Annotated in this window: 20 protein-coding genes and 1 pseudogene; 17 read left to right on the top strand and 4 right to left on the bottom strand. The window is 57.7% G+C overall.

The window, feature by feature from the left end:
• The first annotated feature begins 86 nt into the window (after positions 1 to 86).
• The 6 genes from ACYVDM_RS19885 (at position 87) to ACYVDM_RS19910 (ending at position 5,707) form a co-directional block, all read left to right on the top strand.
• Positions 87 to 1,280, top strand: coding sequence for a M20 aminoacylase family protein (locus ACYVDM_RS19885; RefSeq protein WP_415788067.1), 1,194 nt, complete (start codon positions 87 to 89; stop codon positions 1,278 to 1,280).
• Between the two features lie 40 nt (positions 1,281 to 1,320).
• Positions 1,321 to 2,319, top strand: coding sequence for a Bug family tripartite tricarboxylate transporter substrate binding protein (locus ACYVDM_RS19890; protein WP_415788069.1), 999 nt, complete (start codon positions 1,321 to 1,323; stop codon positions 2,317 to 2,319).
• Positions 2,320 to 2,454: 135 nt separating this feature from the next.
• Positions 2,455 to 3,426, top strand: coding sequence for an ornithine cyclodeaminase family protein (locus ACYVDM_RS19895; RefSeq protein WP_415788071.1), 972 nt, complete (start codon positions 2,455 to 2,457; stop codon positions 3,424 to 3,426).
• Between the two features lie 21 nt (positions 3,427 to 3,447).
• Positions 3,448 to 4,431, top strand: a complete 984-nt coding sequence (locus ACYVDM_RS19900; RefSeq protein ID WP_415788870.1) for a threo-3-hydroxy-L-aspartate ammonia-lyase — start codon at positions 3,448 to 3,450, stop codon at positions 4,429 to 4,431.
• A gap of 98 nt (positions 4,432 to 4,529) precedes the next feature.
• Entirely contained in the window at positions 4,530 to 5,006 is a 477-nt protein-coding gene (locus ACYVDM_RS19905) for a YbaK/prolyl-tRNA synthetase associated domain-containing protein (RefSeq protein ID WP_415788073.1), read from the top strand.
• On the top strand, positions 4,997 to 5,707 hold the full coding sequence (locus tag ACYVDM_RS19910) for an HAD family hydrolase (RefSeq protein ID WP_415788075.1): 711 nt from the start codon (positions 4,997 to 4,999) through the stop codon (positions 5,705 to 5,707). Before ACYVDM_RS19905 ends, ACYVDM_RS19910 begins: the two co-directional genes overlap by 10 nt.
• A 25-nt stretch (positions 5,708 to 5,732) precedes the next feature.
• On the opposite strand, the gene ACYVDM_RS19915 is transcribed toward ACYVDM_RS19910, so the two are convergent.
• Complete coding sequence (locus ACYVDM_RS19915; protein ID WP_415788077.1) at positions 5,733 to 6,263, bottom strand: ureidoglycolate lyase; 531 nt, start codon at positions 6,261 to 6,263, stop codon at positions 5,733 to 5,735.
• 47 nt (positions 6,264 to 6,310) lie between these two features.
• The gene (locus tag ACYVDM_RS19920) at positions 6,311 to 7,339 is read right to left on the bottom strand and encodes a LysR family transcriptional regulator (RefSeq protein WP_415788079.1); all 1,029 of its coding nucleotides are present in this window, start codon (positions 7,337 to 7,339) and stop codon (positions 6,311 to 6,313) included.
• Between the two features lie 94 nt (positions 7,340 to 7,433).
• On the opposite strand from ACYVDM_RS19920, the gene ACYVDM_RS19925 reads away from it, so the two are divergent.
• The 11 genes from ACYVDM_RS19925 to ACYVDM_RS19975 all read left to right on the top strand — a co-directional run bounded on the left by ACYVDM_RS19925 (position 7,434) and on the right by ACYVDM_RS19975 (position 17,506).
• On the top strand, positions 7,434 to 7,835 hold the full coding sequence (locus tag ACYVDM_RS19925) for a Zn-ribbon domain-containing OB-fold protein (protein ID WP_415788081.1): 402 nt from the start codon (positions 7,434 to 7,436) through the stop codon (positions 7,833 to 7,835).
• Complete coding sequence (locus tag ACYVDM_RS19930; RefSeq protein ID WP_415788083.1) at positions 7,832 to 9,004, top strand: thiolase; 1,173 nt, start codon at positions 7,832 to 7,834, stop codon at positions 9,002 to 9,004. Before ACYVDM_RS19925 ends, ACYVDM_RS19930 begins: the two co-directional genes overlap by 4 nt.
• Positions 9,005 to 9,030: 26 nt before the next feature.
• Entirely contained in the window at positions 9,031 to 10,005 is a 975-nt protein-coding gene (locus ACYVDM_RS19935) for a Bug family tripartite tricarboxylate transporter substrate binding protein (RefSeq protein ID WP_460475444.1), read from the top strand.
• 52 nt (positions 10,006 to 10,057) lie between these two features.
• Positions 10,058 to 10,747: a 3-oxoacid CoA-transferase subunit A gene (locus ACYVDM_RS19940; RefSeq protein WP_415788087.1), complete on the top strand. Its 690-nt coding sequence runs from the start codon at positions 10,058 to 10,060 to the stop codon at positions 10,745 to 10,747.
• A complete protein-coding gene (locus tag ACYVDM_RS19945) occupies positions 10,734 to 11,402 on the top strand; it encodes a 3-oxoacid CoA-transferase subunit B (protein WP_415788089.1) in 669 nt (222 codons plus the stop codon). The genes ACYVDM_RS19940 and ACYVDM_RS19945 overlap by 14 nt, the downstream gene beginning before the upstream one ends.
• A gap of 34 nt (positions 11,403 to 11,436) precedes the next feature.
• Entirely contained in the window at positions 11,437 to 12,981 is a 1,545-nt protein-coding gene (locus tag ACYVDM_RS19950) for an acyl-CoA carboxylase subunit beta (protein WP_415788091.1), read from the top strand.
• A gap of 15 nt (positions 12,982 to 12,996) precedes the next feature.
• A complete protein-coding gene (locus ACYVDM_RS19955) occupies positions 12,997 to 14,343 on the top strand; it encodes an acetyl-CoA carboxylase biotin carboxylase subunit (protein ID WP_415788872.1) in 1,347 nt (448 codons plus the stop codon).
• Between the two features lie 18 nt (positions 14,344 to 14,361).
• Positions 14,362 to 14,574: an acyl-CoA carboxylase biotin carboxyl carrier protein subunit gene (locus tag ACYVDM_RS19960; RefSeq protein WP_415788093.1), complete on the top strand. Its 213-nt coding sequence runs from the start codon at positions 14,362 to 14,364 to the stop codon at positions 14,572 to 14,574.
• Between the two features lie 66 nt (positions 14,575 to 14,640).
• Positions 14,641 to 15,645, top strand: a complete 1,005-nt coding sequence (locus tag ACYVDM_RS19965; RefSeq protein ID WP_415788874.1) for a Bug family tripartite tricarboxylate transporter substrate binding protein — start codon at positions 14,641 to 14,643, stop codon at positions 15,643 to 15,645.
• 54 nt (positions 15,646 to 15,699) lie between these two features.
• On the top strand, positions 15,700 to 16,629 hold the full coding sequence (locus ACYVDM_RS19970; RefSeq protein ID WP_415788095.1) for an SDR family oxidoreductase: 930 nt from the start codon (positions 15,700 to 15,702) through the stop codon (positions 16,627 to 16,629).
• 31 nt (positions 16,630 to 16,660) lie between these two features.
• Positions 16,661 to 17,506, top strand: coding sequence for a MaoC/PaaZ C-terminal domain-containing protein (locus ACYVDM_RS19975; protein ID WP_415788097.1), 846 nt, complete (start codon positions 16,661 to 16,663; stop codon positions 17,504 to 17,506).
• 5 nt (positions 17,507 to 17,511) lie between these two features.
• Here the strand turns inward: ACYVDM_RS19975 and ACYVDM_RS19980 are convergent, their stop codons facing one another.
• Positions 17,512 to 17,856: a hypothetical protein gene (locus ACYVDM_RS19980; RefSeq protein WP_415788099.1), complete on the bottom strand. Its 345-nt coding sequence runs from the start codon at positions 17,854 to 17,856 to the stop codon at positions 17,512 to 17,514.
• A gap of 109 nt (positions 17,857 to 17,965) precedes the next feature.
• Positions 17,966 to 18,119, bottom strand: a pseudogene (locus tag ACYVDM_RS19985) (IS200/IS605 family transposase); the annotation flags it as partial.
• Between the last annotated feature and the right edge of the window lie 10 nt (positions 18,120 to 18,129).

Here is an 18,129-nt window from a genome sequence, read left to right on the forward strand (position 1 = left end):
TCCTGACCTATTAATAATTCGACGTTTTGTCTATATTAAGACAAATATGCTAAAAATGACTATCCCTCCATATTCGATTTACGTTCATGAACGATTATCTGCAGCGCGCATCTCAAGATATTGACGACATCGTTGCCATCCGGCGCGATATACACGCGAATCCTGAACTCGGCTTTGAGGAAACACGTACCGCCGAACTGGTGCGCGAACGCCTGCGCGAATGGGGAATCGATGTGGCCACCGGCGTGGGTCGGCTTGGCATGGTCGCGACCATTCGCGGCCGTAATCCCGAGCGTCGAACCATTGGACTGCGTGCTGACATGGACGCGTTGGCCATGACTGAATCAAACAACGTTCCTCATGCGTCGCGTCATATAGGAAAGATGCACGCGTGCGGCCACGACGGGCATACGGCCATGTTGCTGGGGGCCGCCAGATTGTTGGCCAAGCGACCCGACTTCGATGGCACCGTCCATCTGATCTTTCAGCCGGCAGAGGAAGGACGTGGCGGGGCGCTTGCCATGCTCGAGGATGGACTCTTTGAGCGTTTTCACTGCGATCGGATATTCGGACTGCACTCGTATCCCACCATGCCCGTGGGCAGTTTTGGAATTCGGCCGCATGCTTTCATGGCGGCCTCTGGCCGTTGGCAAGTGACCTTTCGGGGTTCGGGTGGCCACGGTGGCATGACGCCACACCTGGCGGCCGATCTGACCGTTGCACAAGCGAATTTTGTACTCGGTCTGCAGGCGATCGTTGCTCGCAATGTTGCGCCGTCTGAAACGGCGATTATTAGCGTCGGACATATTCATGCCGGCGATCCGAATGCCATGAACGTGATGCCCGCCGAACTCAAGATTTCCGGGACCATGCGGGCATTCTCGCCAGCTGTCCAGTCGCTACTTGAATCACGCATCACTACTTTGGCCCAGACACATGCCCAATTGGTGGGAGCCGAGGTGCAGGTGAAGTGCTGGTGGAACGCGGCCCCGGTAGTCAATGACCTTGATGCGACGCAAGCAGCTTGTTGTGCGGCGTCTCGCGTCTCGGGCGCCGAGGCGGTCGATGGACAGATGACCCAGCTGACGGCGGGCGAGGATTTTTCATGGATGCTGCAAAAGCGGCCCGGTGCATTCATGTTTATCGGCAATGGCCGTCGCATCGGCGATGGTGGCGGGCATCTGCATATGCCTAACTACGATTTCAATGATGAAGCCTTGCCCTACGGTATTGCGTACTGGTTGTCAGTCGTCGATCAAGAGTTAGCGGGCACGTCTTAAGCGAAGTTTGACATCGAAAAGTTTACATAAGGGGAAAACTATGCTGTCGTCGATTCGGCCGTCCGTAGGGCGGTCCGTTCTCAAATTCCTGGTTGGCGCCGCGTCTCTGGCCGCCGCATCATCGGCGTGGGCGGCTTGGCCAGAAAAGCCAATCACACTCGTGGTTGGGTACGCGGCCGGTGGCAGTGTCGACGCTGTCGCACGCCTGGTTTCGGCCCCGTTGGCAGAGCGCTTGGGGCAGTCCATTGTGATCGAAAACGTGGGCGGTGCGGGTGGCTCTATCGGCGCGACGCGCGCTGCGCAGTCTGCACCAGATGGTTACACGTTCATGATTGGTTCCGGCAGCGAGGTGGCCATTGCTTGGGCCGTCAATCCTGCGTTGAAATACAACGGTCTGGTGGATCTGGCCCCTGTGGGCTTGATCTCGACCTCGCCTATGGTGCTGGTAGGCAATAGCAAGCTATCCGTCAATGACCTGAATGGCCTGCTCGCACTGGCGGGCACGAAAGCTGGCGGGTTGAGCCTCGCCACCTCGGGTGTTGGCACACCACAGCATCTACTGCTGGAATATGTCAACAAGAAAACCGGCGCGAATATTCTCCATGTGCCGTATCGCAGCGCTTCATCGATCTTGCAGGATGTCATCGGCGGTCGCGTCGACATGTCCATCCTTACGCTAAGCACGGCGTTGCCCTACATTTCGTCGGGCCAACTCAAGGCCTTTGCTGTCACCGGGCGCGAGCCTGCCGATGCGCTGCCAGGGGTTGCGCCATTGACGCAAAACGCCAAGTTGAAAGATGACGCCTTCGATTTGTGGTTCGGTATGTTGGCGCCCAAAGGGATGGACGAGTCCATTATCAAGAAAATGAATCAGGAACTGAACGCGGTTCTGCAAGATCCCAAAGTGATCGGAGATCTGAAAAAACAGGGAATGGCCGTGGCCCCAGACACGCCGGCTGAGTTCGGCGCATACATCAAGGCCGACTCGGCTAAGTATCAAAACATCATCAAAGACGCGGGGATCACGGTCAGCCAATAGGCTTACCCAGTGACTTCATATTGATGAGTCGTATCGTTTCAGACAGATTGAATCTCGCCAATACGGGTTGGGATTCAATTTTTTCGCTCAGTTCTCTGAAAATCCCCCCTTTGTGACACTCATGGATATCGGCCTATGACCAGTAATGCAACCGTCCTCCTGCTTGCGAAATCCAACGTGGAGCCCGCACTGAAAGCCGAAGACGTGCTGGTTGCCGTTCGCGAGGCTTTCACCCTGCACAGCCTGCGTGCCGGTCGTGTATTTCCGGTGGTTCGTGAAAAGCTGCATACCGGTGGAGTGTTTGGTATCAAGTCGGGAGACGTCGCTAGCCAGGATCTGCTCGGCTTTAAGGCGGCGGGATTTTGGCCCGGCAATCGAGAAAAGGGTGGTGAACCTCACCAGGCAACGATCGTACTGATAGATCCCTCCACCGGACGTCCGCTCTGTTTCATGGATGGAAACGCGGTCACCACAGCGCGCACTGGTGCTGCGGGCGGGCTGGGCCTCGCGCAACTGGCCCGGAAAAACAGCACTCGACTCTGTCTCTTCGGGTCGGGTGTGCAGGCGCGTGTGCAACTGCGCTATGCGTTACGTATCCTGCCGGCTCTGAGCGAGATACGCTACGTAAGCGCTTCAAATGAACCCGATGCGAATTTCGAGGCGGAGTTTTCCGGTAAGTGCCAGTTGTCATTGGCGCGGGACCGCGACGCTGCCGTGGCAGCGAGTGATGTGATCATCACGGCCACGCCGGGCGGGGGGCCATTGTTTAGCGCCGATGCGGTGCAGCCCGGTACGCACGTGACTTGCGTAGGCGCTGATACCGCCGGCAAGCGAGAGCTGCCCGCCGGGGTGCTTGACCGCGCTAGAATTGTCGCGGACGACGCAGCACAGGCCCGGTCCATTGGTGAGTGTCAGTGGGCGCCTGAACTGCCCGTTGTCGAGATGGGTGATCTATTCACCGGGCGCGCCACGTTCGAGCGGGGTATGCAAGATATCACCGTGTTTGATATGACGGGCCTTGCCCTACAAGACTTGACGGTCGGACGCTTTCTCTATGAGCAAGCTAAAGAAAAGAATGATGGCACGGTCGTTGCCTGGCCCTGGTAATATTTTTATTGTGTAAGAATCCTGATGACTATGACTCTCCCTACCTATGCCGATGTCGAAGCCGCGGCATCTAGAATCTCCGGCCACGCCCATCGCACGCCCGTCCTGACGTCCCGTACGCTGAATGCGCTGACCGGCGCCGAGATTTTTCTGAAATGTGAAAATTTTCAGCGTATGGGGGCATTCAAGTTTCGTGGCGCCTTCAACGCATTGGCAAAATTTTCTCCAGAACAAAAACGCGCCGGCGTCGTGGCGTTTTCGTCGGGTAATCATGCACAGGGGATCGCGCTGTCCGCACAGTTGCTGGGCATTCCCGCGACGATTGTGATGCCGCATGACGCACCCGCGGCCAAAGTCGCCGCCACCAAGGGGTACGGCGCCACTGTCGTGATCTACAACCGCTACGAAGACGACCGCGAAGCCATCGGCCGCCAGCTTGCACAAGAGCATGGCTATACGCTCATCCCGCCGTATGACCATCCGGACGTATTAGCCGGCCAAGGCACCGCTGCCAAGGAACTCTTGGAGGAAATTGGCGAACTGGACTACCTGTTCGTCCCCCTGGGCGGCGGTGGATTATTGTCGGGTACGGCACTTGCCACGCGGGCCCTCGCGCCGAATTGCACGCTGTATGGCGTTGAGCCCGAAGCGGGTAACGATGGGCAGCAGTCATTTCGCAGCGGCGGCATTGTCCATATCGATACACCGAAAACCATCGCAGATGGCGCACAAACCCAACATCTCGGGGAATACACATTCGGGATCATTAAGCGCGACGTGAATGACATACTAACTGTCGCTGACGCGCAATTGATCGAGGCGATGCGATTCTTGGCCACACGCATGAAGATCGTGACCGAACCCACGGGTTGCTTGGGCCTGGCTGCGGCGATTCAAATGAAGGACACCCTCCAAGGCAAACGGGTTGGCATTCTGATTAGTGGTGGCAACGTGGATATGGAGCGCTTTTGCTCGCTGATGTCCGGCAATGCGTCGGGCGCATAACCGTGGCACGGCTCATCCATTGAATTAAAAATAAAAGAAAAGGGTTTGGCTCGGTACTTTGCCGCTTACGGCTTAGGGTGCTTGAGCCAATACATATCATGCACGCTGTCTATGATCATCTTGTCGAGTTGCTCGAGAAACACTCGGCCGATTTTCGAATCATTGAGCATCCCGCGGAGGGTCGTTCGGACTTGGTCGCGGCGATTCGAGGCACCGACGCCGGCCAGGGGGCCAAAGCGATGCTCTGCAAGAGCAAGAGTGGGGACGGCGAATTGATTCTTGCCGTGTTACCCGGGATCAAGAAAGTCGACTTTAAAAAGGTTGCTGAGGCAGGCGGCTTGAAGAAAGTGACGCTTGCCTCGCCGCAGGAGGCAGAACAAGCCACCGGGTGTGTCATCGGATCCATACCGCCCTTTGTGTTTTCCAGTGCCATCAAGCTGGTCGTCGATCCGTCTCTGGTACAGACGTACGACGAGATTGCGTTCAACGCGGGCAGATTGGATCGATCGATTGTGTTGAGATCCACCGACTATGTGCGTATCGCAAACCCGGCCTTACGAGACATATGCGCTTAAATGCCGTCGAGGCCATTTCCCTGGATTTGGACGACACGTTATGGTCGTTTGCACAAGCAGTGGCAGGGGCCGAAGATGCCCTGCGCTCGTGGTTGATTGAGCACGCGCCCGGAACAGCCGGAGTCTTGGCCACGCGAGAGGCGCTCGGGCGGCTCAGAGTCCAGTTTGAAACCGTGCGCCCTGACTTGGCTGGCGATTATCGTCGTTTGAGATTGGGATCTATCCAGATGGCGCTGGAGCAGGCCGGAGAGGATGTCTCGCTTGTCGAGACGGCGTATGGGATCTTTTTCTCTGCCCGACAGAAAGTCGAGTTCTTCGAAGATGTTCTGCCGTCGCTAGAATGGTTGAGCACCCGATTTCCGCTTGTCGCCGTGACGAATGGGAATGCGGATCTTCAGCAGACTGGCGGCGCACATTTTTTTAAAGGCACGCTGCATGCAGCGACCGTGGGCGTGGCCAAGCCAGACGCGGCTATTTTTCATGCCGCGGCGCAAATGGTGGATGTAGTCCCCCGAAGCATGCTCCATGTCGGAGACGATTACGCGGCAGATGTGCTGGGTGCGATCGGTGCCGGTATGCAAGCAGCATGGCTGGTTCGTGACCCGTCTACAACGCAGGCCGTGACCCCGCGGATCCAGCGCGAGCCTCATCTCGTTATTCCGACGTTGACGAGGCTCTGTGAGATGCTGGGTCGAAACTAGGTGGTTGCCTGACGTGCAGCCATTCCTAGCCATTGCCCATAATTTCAATAGTTGGTACCGCAGCAAGCATACTTTCTTGCGCGGCGCATCCTGTATTCATATGCGCCACCAAATCCATGGTGGTGGACCGCCGTGTCAGCATCAGGCAAGTGACTTCTGCGGATTGCACTCGGCTTGCGTGCCAGCAATCCGGCGCCATACACAAACCTTGTCCGGGCCTCACCATAAACGCCGAGAGCGTGGTTAGATCCGGACTACCGTCAGCCGCGCTGCGGGCGACGATATGAACGATTGATCCGGTGAGCGGGACAATGGCTTGTTGGGTTCGTAGATGTTTCTCCAACTGGCTGACGTTGTCCGCGTTTCGATAGTTGACCCAAAGGATCTCGGGCTCGCCATCCTGCCCGGGATCGAAGACATGTTCGCGCCAAAAATCGGTAGCGGGATTGGTAAACGCGGGAATTGCCGCGTCCGTGGGGAAGGGCTTGCCCAACATCCAGCCGTAAGGGGCAAATGCTGCGGGAGTGATGGGTTGGGTAGGTAGGGTCGTAGGCATGGCTTGATAGGTACCTGTCTCAGAAACCAGAATATTGAGTATCGGCTTTACCCCGTACTCCGAGTGCCAAGCGGGCCGGTTGGCGGCGGAAGGCCGATTTCCTTTTCCCACGGAAGGTACGGCGGCATGGACTGCGCAATGGTGTCAACGAAAGCCCGGATGCGCGGTGACAGGTGACGATTGGGTAAGTAAACCAGTTGCACCGGTGTGCCAGGGGCGAGCCAATCCGACAGAACCAACTGCAAACGGCCATCCAGGATAGCGGGCGCGGCAATGAAGCTGGCCATTCGGGCGATGCCTGCCCCAGCGATCACCGCGTCCAGGATGGCTTCAGGATGATTCACGTTCAGCTTTCCGCTCGGTGTCAGTGCATAGCTCTCGTTGCCATGGGCGTAGCTCCACTCGTGATAGCGACCCGTCTGCCACTGTACGTAGGCCAGACAGTCGTGACGGTCCAGCTCGGCGGGTGTGGTTGGCGTGCCACGCGCGGCCAGATAGGCGGGACTGGCGCAGGTGACATACCGCAACTGCGTGAGCGTTTTGGCAATGACACGCGAATCCGCTGTGCGCCCGATGCGTATGGTTGCGTCCAGGCCTTCGTCGGCCAAGTTAGGGACGCGGTCGCTGAAGTCAGCGTCGATCGATAGGTGGGGGTACCTCTCGTTCAGTGATAGCAGCGCTGGCATGATGACTTTGCGACCCAAACCGACAGGGGCATGTACGCGAAGTTTACCCATTGGCGTGAGACGGGCGCCGGTTACTTCGGCCTCCGTCGCCTCGACGTCGTGCAGAATCTGGCGGCAGCGTCGCAGTAATAGTTCGCCGTCATCCGTCAACGACAAGCTTCGTGTAGTGCGATTCAGCAATTTGACGCCCAATCGGGCCTCGAGTTGAGAGACGCTTTTACTGACGGAGGCGATAGAGACACCCAGCCGATCCGCGGCACTTGTGAAGCTGCGACTCTCGGCCACGCGCACAAAGTTCAGTACATGTTTGAAGTGATCGATCAATACGTACATCGTGAAGAATTGGGTCTCTGGTTGCAACGGCTTTTTTAGCCTGAGGTTAAAAGTCATTTAGCCGCGGACAAGTTTATCCCTCAGGGGGATTTCCCTACACTCTTTTTAAATGTGAAGCCAGATTGGCGGCGCAAAAAAAAGGAGACGCAGGGTGGAGAATCAAGTCGCTACATCGGCGCCACTCGGACCGGAGCGTGAATATTTCGACGCGCTGGCTTCAGGCCGCATCCAGATACAGCGTTGTCGCGAATGTGCCCAAGGCGTGTTCTATCCACGCTGCGTATGCCCACATTGTGGTGCAGCAAAACTGGACTGGGTGGAGCCGTCTGGCCGGGCAGTCGTCTATGCCACCACCGTGGTGCATCGCAAAACCGAACAGGGAGGCGACTACAACGTTTGCCTGGTGGATCTGGAAGAGGGGGTGCGCATGATGGCGCAGGTCGTATCGGTGCCGCCCTCCCAAGTCCGCATTGGCATGCCTGTACGGGCCCGGATCGAAGGAGAGGGCGAGACGGCCCGGATTGTCTTTGATCCGCGGGAGGTGCAGACATGAATCTGCGCGATCTGAGAGGCAAGACCGCGGTGGTCGGTGTGGGACAGGCGGGTTTGGGCCAGGCTACTGGATACACCGAGCAGGAAATTCTGACTCAAGCAGCGTTGGCTGCCGTCGCCGACGCTGGATTGAGTCTGAGAGATATAGACGGCATTACAACGTGCAGTTCGTTGGCCACGATGTGGGCGATGCCGGTGATCGAGTATCTGGGTATACAGCCAACATTCGTAGAGAGCTCCATGATCGGGGGGGCCAGCTACGTGGCGCACCTGCTGCCGGCCATGCACGCGCTGATGTCGGGCCAATGCAAGTACGTGTTGGTGTGTTACGGCAGTACGCAGCGCACTACCACCTTCAACCGCGCCGAGTTGACCAAAACGCGACGGTTTCTCGATCCGCAGCCGTTCGAGACACCCTATGAGGCGCCCATGCCGGTGGCAGCCTATGCATTGGCAGCCAATCGGCACATGCATCAGTATGGCACCACGCGCAAGCAACTGGCCGAGGTGGCGGTGGCGGCACGCAAATGGGCTCAGCTGAATCCTGAAGCAGTGATGCGAGATCCGCTATCGCTGGATGACGTGTATGGTGCGCGACCACTATGTGACCCGTTCACGGTGCGCGATTGTTGCATGGTCAGTGATGGTGCCGGCGCATTTGTGTTGACTCGGGCCGATTTGGCGCGCGATCTGGCGCGCAAGCCGGTTTACGTGCTCGGTAACGCGACGGCGATCTGGAATCGTCAAGTTTCTTCTATGCACGATCTGACCGTAACCGCTGCGCTTGAATCCGGTCGTCGCTGTTACGAAATGGCTGGGGTAACGGCTCGCGATGTGGATGTAGCGATGCTATACGACGCCTTCACCATCAATACCATTCTGTTCCTCGAAGACTTGGGTTTTTGTCCGAAGGGTGAGGGAGGGCGATTTGTGGACGATGGCGCTATCGCGCCTGGCGGGCAGTTGGCTGTCAACACTAACGGCGGTGGCTTGTCCTGCGTACACCCGGGCATGTATGGCGTTTTCTTGATGATCGAGGCCGTGCGCCAATTGCGTGGAGATTGCGGTGAGCGACAAATTCGCGATGCCGGATTGGCGCTTGTACACGGAAATGGTGGCACCTTGTCGAGTCAATCCACAGCGATTTTAGGCGTCGAACAAGCGCTCTAGACACAAAACCAACAAAGGAGACAAATATGGGCAAGCCTATCCAAGGCACGCTGTGGGTCGTCGCGACCATTGGGGCTATTTTGACGACCGGGTCGGTGATGGCAAAGTGCCCGGGTGGCGTCCAGAAAATGGTCGTGCCTGCCGCGGCAGGCGGGACGACCGATCTGGTGGGGAGGTTGATTGCCACCAAATTGTCCGTTCGGTTGGACGAGCCAGTGGTTGTCGAGAACAAGGCTGGTGCGGGAGGAACGATTGGTGCCGCGCAGGTGGCCGCCGCCAAGCCGGACGGGTGCACCATGCTGATGGGCAATGTGGGTCCCAATGCGATCAATTATTCGTTGCACAAGAAACTGGCTTATGTGCCAGCAGATCTTATTCCGGTCACCGATGTGTTCGCTGTCCCAAATGTGTTGGTGGTCAATCCCGGTGTACCGGCGGCGTCGGTTGCGCAGCTAATCGAATTGGCACGCAGTCAACCTGGCCGGCTGGCGTTGGCTAACTCAGGCACGGGTCAATCCACGCATATGACCGCGGAGATGTTCCGCTTGCAAACTGGCGTTGACGTGATCCAGGTCCCCTATAAAGGAAATGCGCCGGCAGTCGCCGATCTGCTAGCAGGTCAAGTGCAGATGATGTTCGATAACGTGGCAGTGTCACTGCCGCATATCAAGGCAGGAAAATTGCGCGCCTTGGCGGTTAGCAGCGCGCAGCGCGTCGAGGCATTGCCAGACGTACCCACGCTCTCTGAGTCTGGACTGAAAGGTTTCGACGTTTCCGCATGGTTTGGCTTGTTCTATCCGGCGGGCACGGATGCCGGACAGGTGGAGAGCTTGCACCGAGACGTCGTGGCCATTCTGCAAGACCCGGTCGTGCGACGCCAAATAAGCAATTGGAGTGGCGTTCCCGGTGGACGTTCGCCTGCAGATTTCGGTCGATACGTCGAGAGTGAGATTGACAAGTGGCGAGAAGTGGTCCGGTCAGCGCATCTGGCGGCACAGTAAACAGAGTGTCGGGTCGCGGGGCTTCCCGCGCCCGTATTGCACGGGGTAATTCATGTTGAACAAAGTCGTATCGTCCCTACAAGATGCCGTTGCCGGTGTCGCGGACGGTTCCACGTTGCTGATTGGTGGTTTTGGTGCGTCGGGCGTGCCGACCGAGCTGTTGCAGGCGCTGCTGGAGACTGGGGCGCGCGAGCTGACGGTGGTGAATAACAACGCTGGCAATGGTGAAGCAGGGTTGAGTCAATTGATTCGGGCCGGAAGGGTACGCAGAATGGTGTGCTCGTTTGCACGCTCGTCTAATCCGCTCAAACCTAACGCCGCCGCATTTAGCGAATGGTACATGGCGGGAAAAATCGAACTGGAATTGGTCCCACAGGGGACGTTGGCTGAGAGGTTGCGTGCCGCCGGCGCCGGTATAGGGCCGTTTTTCACACCCACGGGATACGGCACGCGTTTGGCGCAGCACAAGGAGACTCGCGTCATTGGCGGCCGAGGCTACGTGTTGGAGCAACCGCTCGTGGGTGATGTGGCTTTCGTCAAGGCGCGGTATGGCGATAGCGCGGGCAACCTGACTTACCGATACGCCAGCCGAAATTTCGGACCCGTTATGTGTATGGCGGCCAAGATGACGGTCGTGCAGGTGGATAGTGTCGTGCCGCCGGGCGACATACATCCAGAGCACGTGATCACCCCAGGAATTTTTGTTCAACGCATTGTCGAGTGTCCCAATGCCAGTCAATAAATTATCGCGTGAGCGTATGGCCCAGATTATCGCCAACGATATCGAGCCGGGTTGCTACGTTAACTTGGGTATTGGTATGCCCACGCTAGTAGCCGATTTTCTGGATGCGGAGCGGGGAATCGTCCTGCACAGCGAGAACGGCATCTTGGGTATGAAAGGTCTGCCTCCCGGAGCGCTGGTCGACCCCGATTTACTCAACGCCACCAAAGAGCCTGTTGCGTTAGACGTTGGGGCATCGATCTGCGATCACGTCGTGTCGTTCTCCATGATGCGGGGTGGTCACATAGATCTGACCGTGCTGGGGGCATTTCAAGTATCGGCGCAGGGTGATCTGGCCAACTGGGACACGGGTGCTCCAGATTCGATCCCCGGCGTAGGTGGCGCCATGGATCTAGCTGCCGGGGCCCAACGAGTTTACGTGATGATGCAGCACGTGGATCGTGATGGGCAGCCGAAGATTGTGCCGGAATGCACATATCCCTTGACCGGCAAGGCGGTCGTGGATCGGGTCTACACCGATCTGGCGACGCTAGATGTGACTCCACAAGGGTTAAGCGTGATCGCGATGGTTAAAGGTGTGGATTTCGCGACGGTCCAGGCGTGCACGGCCGTGCCGTTGCAGCTGGCCGATACGTGGATAGAAATGGAACCCTGACGAAAAGGGCGGAAGCAGTCTCTGGAGGTATTAGATGAGTTGGGCGGCAGAACTAGACGAGCTGGAGCAGCGTAAACAATTTGCGCAGCGCATGGGCGGGCCTGAAAAGATAAAACGTCAGCACGATGGCGGTAAGTTGACGGTGCGCGAGCGCGTGTCACGGTTGGTCGACGAACAGTCGTTTGTGGAAGTCGGCGGGCTTGCCGGCAGCGGCGAGTACGACGAGAATGGGCGACTCAAGCATGTGGTGCCGTCGAATGTGGTGATGGGGCGTGCCACCCTTGGGGAAAAGCCTGTCGTGATCATCGGCGACGACTTCACCGTGCGCGGAGGCGCCAATGATGGGGCCGTTGGTGACAAGATGATCTTTGCCGAGCAGATGGCATTCGATCTGCGTATACCGCTTGTTCGCCTGATCGATGGTACTGGCGGAGGCGGCTCGGTTCGCAATATCGAGAACATGGGACACGCGCTGCTACCCAAGATGAAAATCTGGGCCTATGTCGCGCGCAACCTGAATCAGGTGCCCGTGGTGTCGTTGGCTTTGGGCTCAGTGGCCGGGCAGGGCGCGGCCCGAGTGGCTGGCAGCCATTACTCCGTCATGGTCAAGGATACGTCGCAGTTGTTTATTGCCGGCCCGCCCGTCGTTGCCAAAATCGGCCAAAATTTAAGCAAAAATGAACTGGGTGGCAGCGCTATACACGCCCGCAATGGCGTGGTCGACGACGAGGTAGCATCCGAGGAAGAGGCATTCGAGGCGGCGCGACGTTTCCTCAGTTATTTACCGCCATCGGTATACGAATTACCGCCGCGCGCGGAAACGCCGCGTGAGACCATCGACCAAGCGTGGTTGCGCGACGCGATTCCACGCGATACACGCAAGGTCTACAAGATACGGCCCATTGTCGACAGTTTGTTTGACCCGAACAGCGTGTTTGAGATAGGTCGTTACTGGGGCAAAGCTATCGTAGCCGGGCTGGCCAGGATCGATGGTTGGCCAGTGGTGTTCGCGGCCAGCAATCCCTATCACTACGGTGGGGGGTGGGATCGCCACACCGCGGAGAAATTTACGCGTCTGGTGGATATGGCGCAGGCATTCCATCTACCCGTCGTTAATCTGGTGGATATTGCAGGATTCCAGATTGGTCTTGAGGCAGAGAAAGACGCTGTCATGCGGGCCGGTGTGCGGGCGCTGACGGCGGTGGCCGAATCTACTGTGCCGTGGTTTTCCCTCATTATGCGACGAGCCTTTGGCGTGGCTGCGGGAGGGCATCAGAACTCGAGCCGCTTTAATTTCCGTTATGCGTGGCCATCAGCCCAGTGGGGTTCACTGCCGATCGAAGGAGGCCTGGACGTCGCCTATCGGTCAGAGATAGAGGCAGCAGTCGATCCGCAGGCCAAGCGCGCGGAAATCGAGGCGCGGGTGCGGGGCCTGACATCGCCATTTCGCAGCGCCGAGGCCTTCGTTATCGAAGACATCATCGATCCGGCCACGACACGGGCACGTCTGGTTGAATTCGCCAATCTGGCGGCGCCGCTGCGTGAGCCCGGTCGCGCACCTAATGGCTATCGGCCATAGTGCCCGGGGGCAATGATGAAAAAAATCTTGATCGCCAACCGAGCCGCTGCCGCCGCCCGCATTCTGCGCGCTGTGCGTGAGATGGGCCTGAAATCTGTGGTCGTGTATTCCGAAGCGGATCGTGACCTGCCGTATGTAGCGCAAGCGGATGAAAGCATATGCATTGGTCCTGCTCCGGCGCGGGACAGCTACCTGAATCAGGCCTTGCTGCTGGATGTGATGGCACGCTGCAGGGCAGACGCGGTACATCCGGGATACGGGTTCCTGTCAGAGAACGCAGGGTTTGCTCGGCAAGTGCAGGCAGCCGGCCATTGCTTCATTGGTCCGTCGCCCAAGTGGATCGAAGCGCTCGGCAACAAGGCGGCAGCAAGGACGTTGATGCAGGCGCACGGATTGGCGATGGGCGGCAGCACGGGTGTGTTGCCGCGCGATGATGTTACCGCGGTGACGCGAGCGGCACGAGAGTTGGGGTATCCGGTTTTGATCAAGCCAGCCGGAGGCGGCGGAGGAATCGGCATGGTTCCGGTCGAGAATGAACAGAGTCTGCCGGCATCGTGGGAGCGTGCCAGCGGCATAGCGGAAAAGGCCTTTGGTGACTCTGCTTTGTATATGGAGCGCTTTGTGCGGGAGCCCCGGCATATCGAGTTTCAGTTTCTGGCGGATCGTCATGGAGAAGTCATCTCGTTGTTCGAGCGCGATTGTTCAACGCAGCGTCGCTACCAGAAGGTCATTGAGGAGGCACCCGCCGCGGCCATCGATCCGCAGGTGGTCGAGGAAATGGCCGAACAATTACGCCAAGTGCTGATCAAGATCGGCTATGACGTCATTGGCACGGTAGAGATGCTGTATACGCCGGAATCGGGCTTTTCGTTTCTGGAAGTGAACACCCGACTTCAGGTCGAGCATGCCGTAACCGAGGCCATCACTGGTGTCGATATTGTGCAAGCACAGATCAGCCTGGCAGCGGGGGAACGATTATCGAATGTGCTGACACAAACGCCGAAGCGTAATGGACACGCCATCGAAGCACGTATCTATGCCGAGGATCCTGTTCGCTGTCTACCGTCACCTGGTCTGCTGCGGGTGTTTCAGTTGCCGCAGTCGAGCATCGGCTTGCGCATTGAGACGGGGTATGCCGAAGGGAATCGCGTGTCGAGCCACTACGACCCCATGGTTGCCAAATTGATTACGAACGCAAACAGTCGCGATGACGCAATCTTGTCCATGATCAATGCCCTGGAAGCAACGCAAGTAGAAGGGATCAAGACGAACATCCCGACGATTCTTAAAGCGTTGCGGTCAGATCGTTTTCAGGCAGGCACCATGGCGGTGGATGGATTGCAGGCGCTGATTGCCGCATAGATTAACGACGGAGGATGTATGAAGAAAATAGTTTCGAATGTGGCAGGTCGTCTGGCAGCTTGCCACGTTGTATCGGGAGCGCAGGTGCAACTGGGAGATGAGCTGTTCATCGTGGAATCTATGAAGATGGAGATTCCTGTAGAAAGCGAGTTCGCGGGAACAGTCGTCGATGTGTTGGTGAGTGTGGGCGACGAGATTGAGGAAGGGCAGGAGCTGGCCTTGCTGGAGTGAAGCACAGGGCTTTTGTAGACAAAGACAAAACACGGAGACAACATGGAAAAGCAACTAAGGAAAATGATGGGCTTCAGGCGCGGCCCGGAATTGGTCAAAGCATGGATGATTTACCTGGGCGTCGCTGCTGGACTGATGGTCGGTGCACCGGCACAGGCCGATGGCGTACAGGACTACCCCAAGCAGCCGATTACCGTCATTGTGCCGTTTTCGGCGGGTGGAACGACGGACATTCTGGCGCGTTCTATCGGTCAGAAATTGGGTGAACGCTGGGGCGTCTCGGTGGTAGTGGAGAACAAGACTGGCGCGGGCGGCAATATCGGCAGCGCGCAAGTAGCCCGGGCGAAACCAGATGGCTATACGTTGGTATTGGGAACGATAGGCACGCACGCCATTAATCCCAGTTTGTACAAAAACATGCCGTATGACGCGATCAAGGATTTCAGTCCCATCACGCGAGCGGCCATGGTGCCGAATGCACTCGTGGTACGCGAAGATGCACCCTTTAACACAGTCGAAGAAATGATCGCGTACGGTAAGGCCAATCCTGGCAAGCTGACGTTTGGCTCGTCTGGCCATGGCAGTACGCTGCATATGTCGGGCGAGACGTTCAAGATGATGACCGGGGTCGACATGGTGCATGTGCCCTACAAGGGCAGTTCGCCTGCTGTGGCCGATTTACTCGGCGGGCAGATTACGATGATTTTCGATAATTTGCCATCGGCACTTCCGCATATCAAGAGCGGCAAGCTGAAAGCCCTGGCGGTGACTTCAGCCGAGCGAAGCGCCCAATTACCTGATGTCCCCACTATGGCAGGGGCTGGCGTGCCGGGTTATGAGGTGGTGTCGTGGTTTGGTCTGTGGGCACCCGCTGGCACACCGCCGCAGATCGTGGCGAAGATCAATAAAGAAGTCGTTGACATCATTCGCACGCCGGAAATGCAGAAGCAGATACTCGGGTTAGGAGCGATACCGCACCCCGAGTCGCCGGCCGAGTTCGCTGCCTTTGTCGACAGTGAAGGGAAAAAATGGGCCGAGGTCGTGCGCGGCGCCAAACTCACGATTCAGTAGGCGCTGCGTGCGCAATGGACAGAGGCGCGGTTGCCGCGCCCAAGGAGGTAGAGTATGGAACGCATGATGGAAGGCAAGGTGGTGGTGGTAACGGGGGCGGGAGGTGGCATCGGGCGCGAGACTGCGCTCCAATTGGCCGCTGAAGGCGCCAAGGTTGTGGTCAATGACATTGGTGTGGCGCTCAATGGCGACAACCTGTCAGCGAGCGAGGCACCCGTGCCTCCCGCTGAGGCGGTCGTTGCGGAAATTCGTGCGGCCGGTGGCGAAGCCGTAGCCAGCATGGACTCGGTTGCTGGGCGGGCATCCGCAGAGGCGATCATTCAGTGCGCGATAGATACCTTTGGCCGTATCGATGGTGTGGTCAATAACGCTGGAAATCTACGCGATCGTTCGTTTCACAAAATGAGCGAAGACGAATGGCGCTCTGTCATTGCCGTTCATCTGGATGGCACGTTCTTTGTCAGCCGCGCCGCTGCCACCTATTTCCGAAATCAGGAAAGCGGCGCGATGGTGCATATGACGTCCACCTCAGGCTTGATCGGCAACTATGGGCAGGCCAACTACGGTGCGGCAAAACTAGGCATCGTGGCGCTATCAAAAATGATCGCGCTGGATATGGGGCGTTACAACGTGCGCTCCAATTGCATTGCTCCTTCGGCCTGGAGTCGTATGACCAGTTCGATTCCTACCGACACACCGCAGCAACGTGATCGGGTCGAAAAACTCAAAAAAATGGAAGCCGGAAAAATTGCACCGATGGCGGTTTACTTGCTGACGGATGAGGCAAGAGAAGTGACGGGTCAGATCTTCGCGGTGCGCGCCAATGAAATCATGCTGATGAGTCAGCCACGCCCCTTGCGCTCAGTTCATTTCAGCGAAGGCTGGACACCGCGGCGAATTGCAGAGGTGGCCATTCCCGCCATGCAGAAGCATTTTTATCCACTGGAGCGTTCACCAGATGTCATGAGCTGGGACCCGATTTGAGGGATGGCATGCTTCATCTCGGGAGACATCAATGCGCTTGAGTTATGAACAATTACTTAATCACGATTTGCCCCCGGTCGTGCACCGCTATACAGAGCGCGACACGATGCTGTATGCCCTGTCGCTAGGGCTGGGCCAGGATCCGTTGGACGAGTATGACTTGTCGTTCGTCGACAGCCAGTACGGCCCGCGAGTCATGCCTGCCATGGCGGTGATTCTCGGTTATCCGGGGTTTTGGCTCAAGGCGCCCGAGATCGCTGCCGATGTCGTTCGTTTGTTGCACGGGGAGCAGGGCGTGGAGGTGTTCCATGAAATCCCTGCTGCCGGGGAGTTGATCGGCAAAACGCGTGTGCTGGAGGCGGTGGACAAAGGCGACAAAGGTCTGTTGCTGTACACCGAAAAACAGCTGACCGACGCGACAACAGGCGTGCTTTTGGCCCGGACATTCGCCACTCATGTACTACGTGGTGATGGCGGGATGTCAGGGGCTCCCACGAAGGCCCGTGCCGCACATGTGATGCCCACATCTGCGCCCGACCACGTGGTATCGATGCAGACAAGGCCCGAACAGGCCTTGCTCTATCGTTTGAATGGTGACTACAACCCGCTGCACAGCGATCCCGCCATCGCAAGAGCGGCAGGCTACGAACGTCCTATTTTGCACGGTTTGTGTACCTTTGGCATGGTGGCTCATGCTGTAACTCGATCACGTGTGCCGGTTGGACGTCGAGTGCGGTCGCTGTCGTTGCGCTTTTCCGGGCCGGTTTATCCCGGTGAAACTCTCGAAGTCCAGACCTGGCTTGACGGCTCATTTCGGGCTCGTGTTGTGGAGCGTGATGCGTTGGTCGTTGATAATGGTTTGTTAGTGGCGAGTTGAGCACACTAAACCCCAGGGCAAGTAGCCCCAGCCTTCAAAGCATCCAACTGCTGATCGCTCATCTCCAGGGCCACCGATGCCATGGCACAAGTCACAGCCAAGGCATTACGCATTTCGCTTTCCTTAATGATGTCTGGTATATCGCCGCGCGACAGGATGTGGCGCACTCGCGATTCGGGCTTGTTAAAGCCCGCCACCAAACGAAGCGCGGGGATGCCGTGCTTCGCGAAATTGGCGTGGTCCGAGTTGGGCATGAAGGGCAACCAGTGTGATAACGGAACGCCTGCCTTCTGGGCGGCGCTATCGACGATGTCCGCTAGCGCCGGATATTCACTGATCAAAGCGCACAACGTGTCATCTCCGGCCACCGTGTCCAGGTTGATCAGTTGCGCGGCAAACCTCGCCGTTCAGGGTGGGGTCAAGAGCGCGGACGGTAAATCCGTCCGGTTTTTGGTGCATTTAGTGAGGCGTCTGTTGCGGCTCAATGTACTGGCGGAGAATGGCAATAGATGCACCGCCGCAGCTACCGGCGAAGTAGGATGGCAACCTTCGGTGGGTAGTTCACCAAAAGGTGAACGTGGTCCTCCTTGCCGTCGAACTCCACCCGTTCCGCTTATTGAACG

It is taken from the genome of Bordetella tumulicola (assembly GCF_054779135.1).

Coding starts and splice junctions, on each gene's coding strand:
- ACYVDM_RS19885 (WP_415788067.1), top strand. CDS start 87: ATGAACGATTATCTGCAGCGCGCATCTCAAGATATTGACGACATCGTT.
- ACYVDM_RS19890 (WP_415788069.1), top strand. CDS start 1,321: ATGCTGTCGTCGATTCGGCCGTCCGTAGGGCGGTCCGTTCTCAAATTC.
- ACYVDM_RS19895 (WP_415788071.1), top strand. CDS start 2,455: ATGACCAGTAATGCAACCGTCCTCCTGCTTGCGAAATCCAACGTGGAG.
- ACYVDM_RS19905 (WP_415788073.1), top strand. CDS start 4,530: ATGCACGCTGTCTATGATCATCTTGTCGAGTTGCTCGAGAAACACTCG.
- ACYVDM_RS19910 (WP_415788075.1), top strand. CDS start 4,997: ATGCGCTTAAATGCCGTCGAGGCCATTTCCCTGGATTTGGACGACACG.
- ACYVDM_RS19915 (WP_415788077.1), bottom strand. CDS start 6,263: ATGCCTACGACCCTACCTACCCAACCCATCACTCCCGCAGCATTTGCC.
- ACYVDM_RS19920 (WP_415788079.1), bottom strand. CDS start 7,339: ATGACTTTTAACCTCAGGCTAAAAAAGCCGTTGCAACCAGAGACCCAA.
- ACYVDM_RS19930 (WP_415788083.1), top strand. CDS start 7,832: ATGAATCTGCGCGATCTGAGAGGCAAGACCGCGGTGGTCGGTGTGGGA.
- ACYVDM_RS19935 (WP_460475444.1), top strand. CDS start 9,031: ATGGGCAAGCCTATCCAAGGCACGCTGTGGGTCGTCGCGACCATTGGG.
- ACYVDM_RS19940 (WP_415788087.1), top strand. CDS start 10,058: ATGTTGAACAAAGTCGTATCGTCCCTACAAGATGCCGTTGCCGGTGTC.
- ACYVDM_RS19945 (WP_415788089.1), top strand. CDS start 10,734: ATGCCAGTCAATAAATTATCGCGTGAGCGTATGGCCCAGATTATCGCC.
- ACYVDM_RS19950 (WP_415788091.1), top strand. CDS start 11,437: ATGAGTTGGGCGGCAGAACTAGACGAGCTGGAGCAGCGTAAACAATTT.
- ACYVDM_RS19955 (WP_415788872.1), top strand. CDS start 12,997: ATGAAAAAAATCTTGATCGCCAACCGAGCCGCTGCCGCCGCCCGCATT.
- ACYVDM_RS19960 (WP_415788093.1), top strand. CDS start 14,362: ATGAAGAAAATAGTTTCGAATGTGGCAGGTCGTCTGGCAGCTTGCCAC.
- ACYVDM_RS19965 (WP_415788874.1), top strand. CDS start 14,641: ATGGGCTTCAGGCGCGGCCCGGAATTGGTCAAAGCATGGATGATTTAC.
- ACYVDM_RS19970 (WP_415788095.1), top strand. CDS start 15,700: ATGGAACGCATGATGGAAGGCAAGGTGGTGGTGGTAACGGGGGCGGGA.
- ACYVDM_RS19975 (WP_415788097.1), top strand. CDS start 16,661: ATGCGCTTGAGTTATGAACAATTACTTAATCACGATTTGCCCCCGGTC.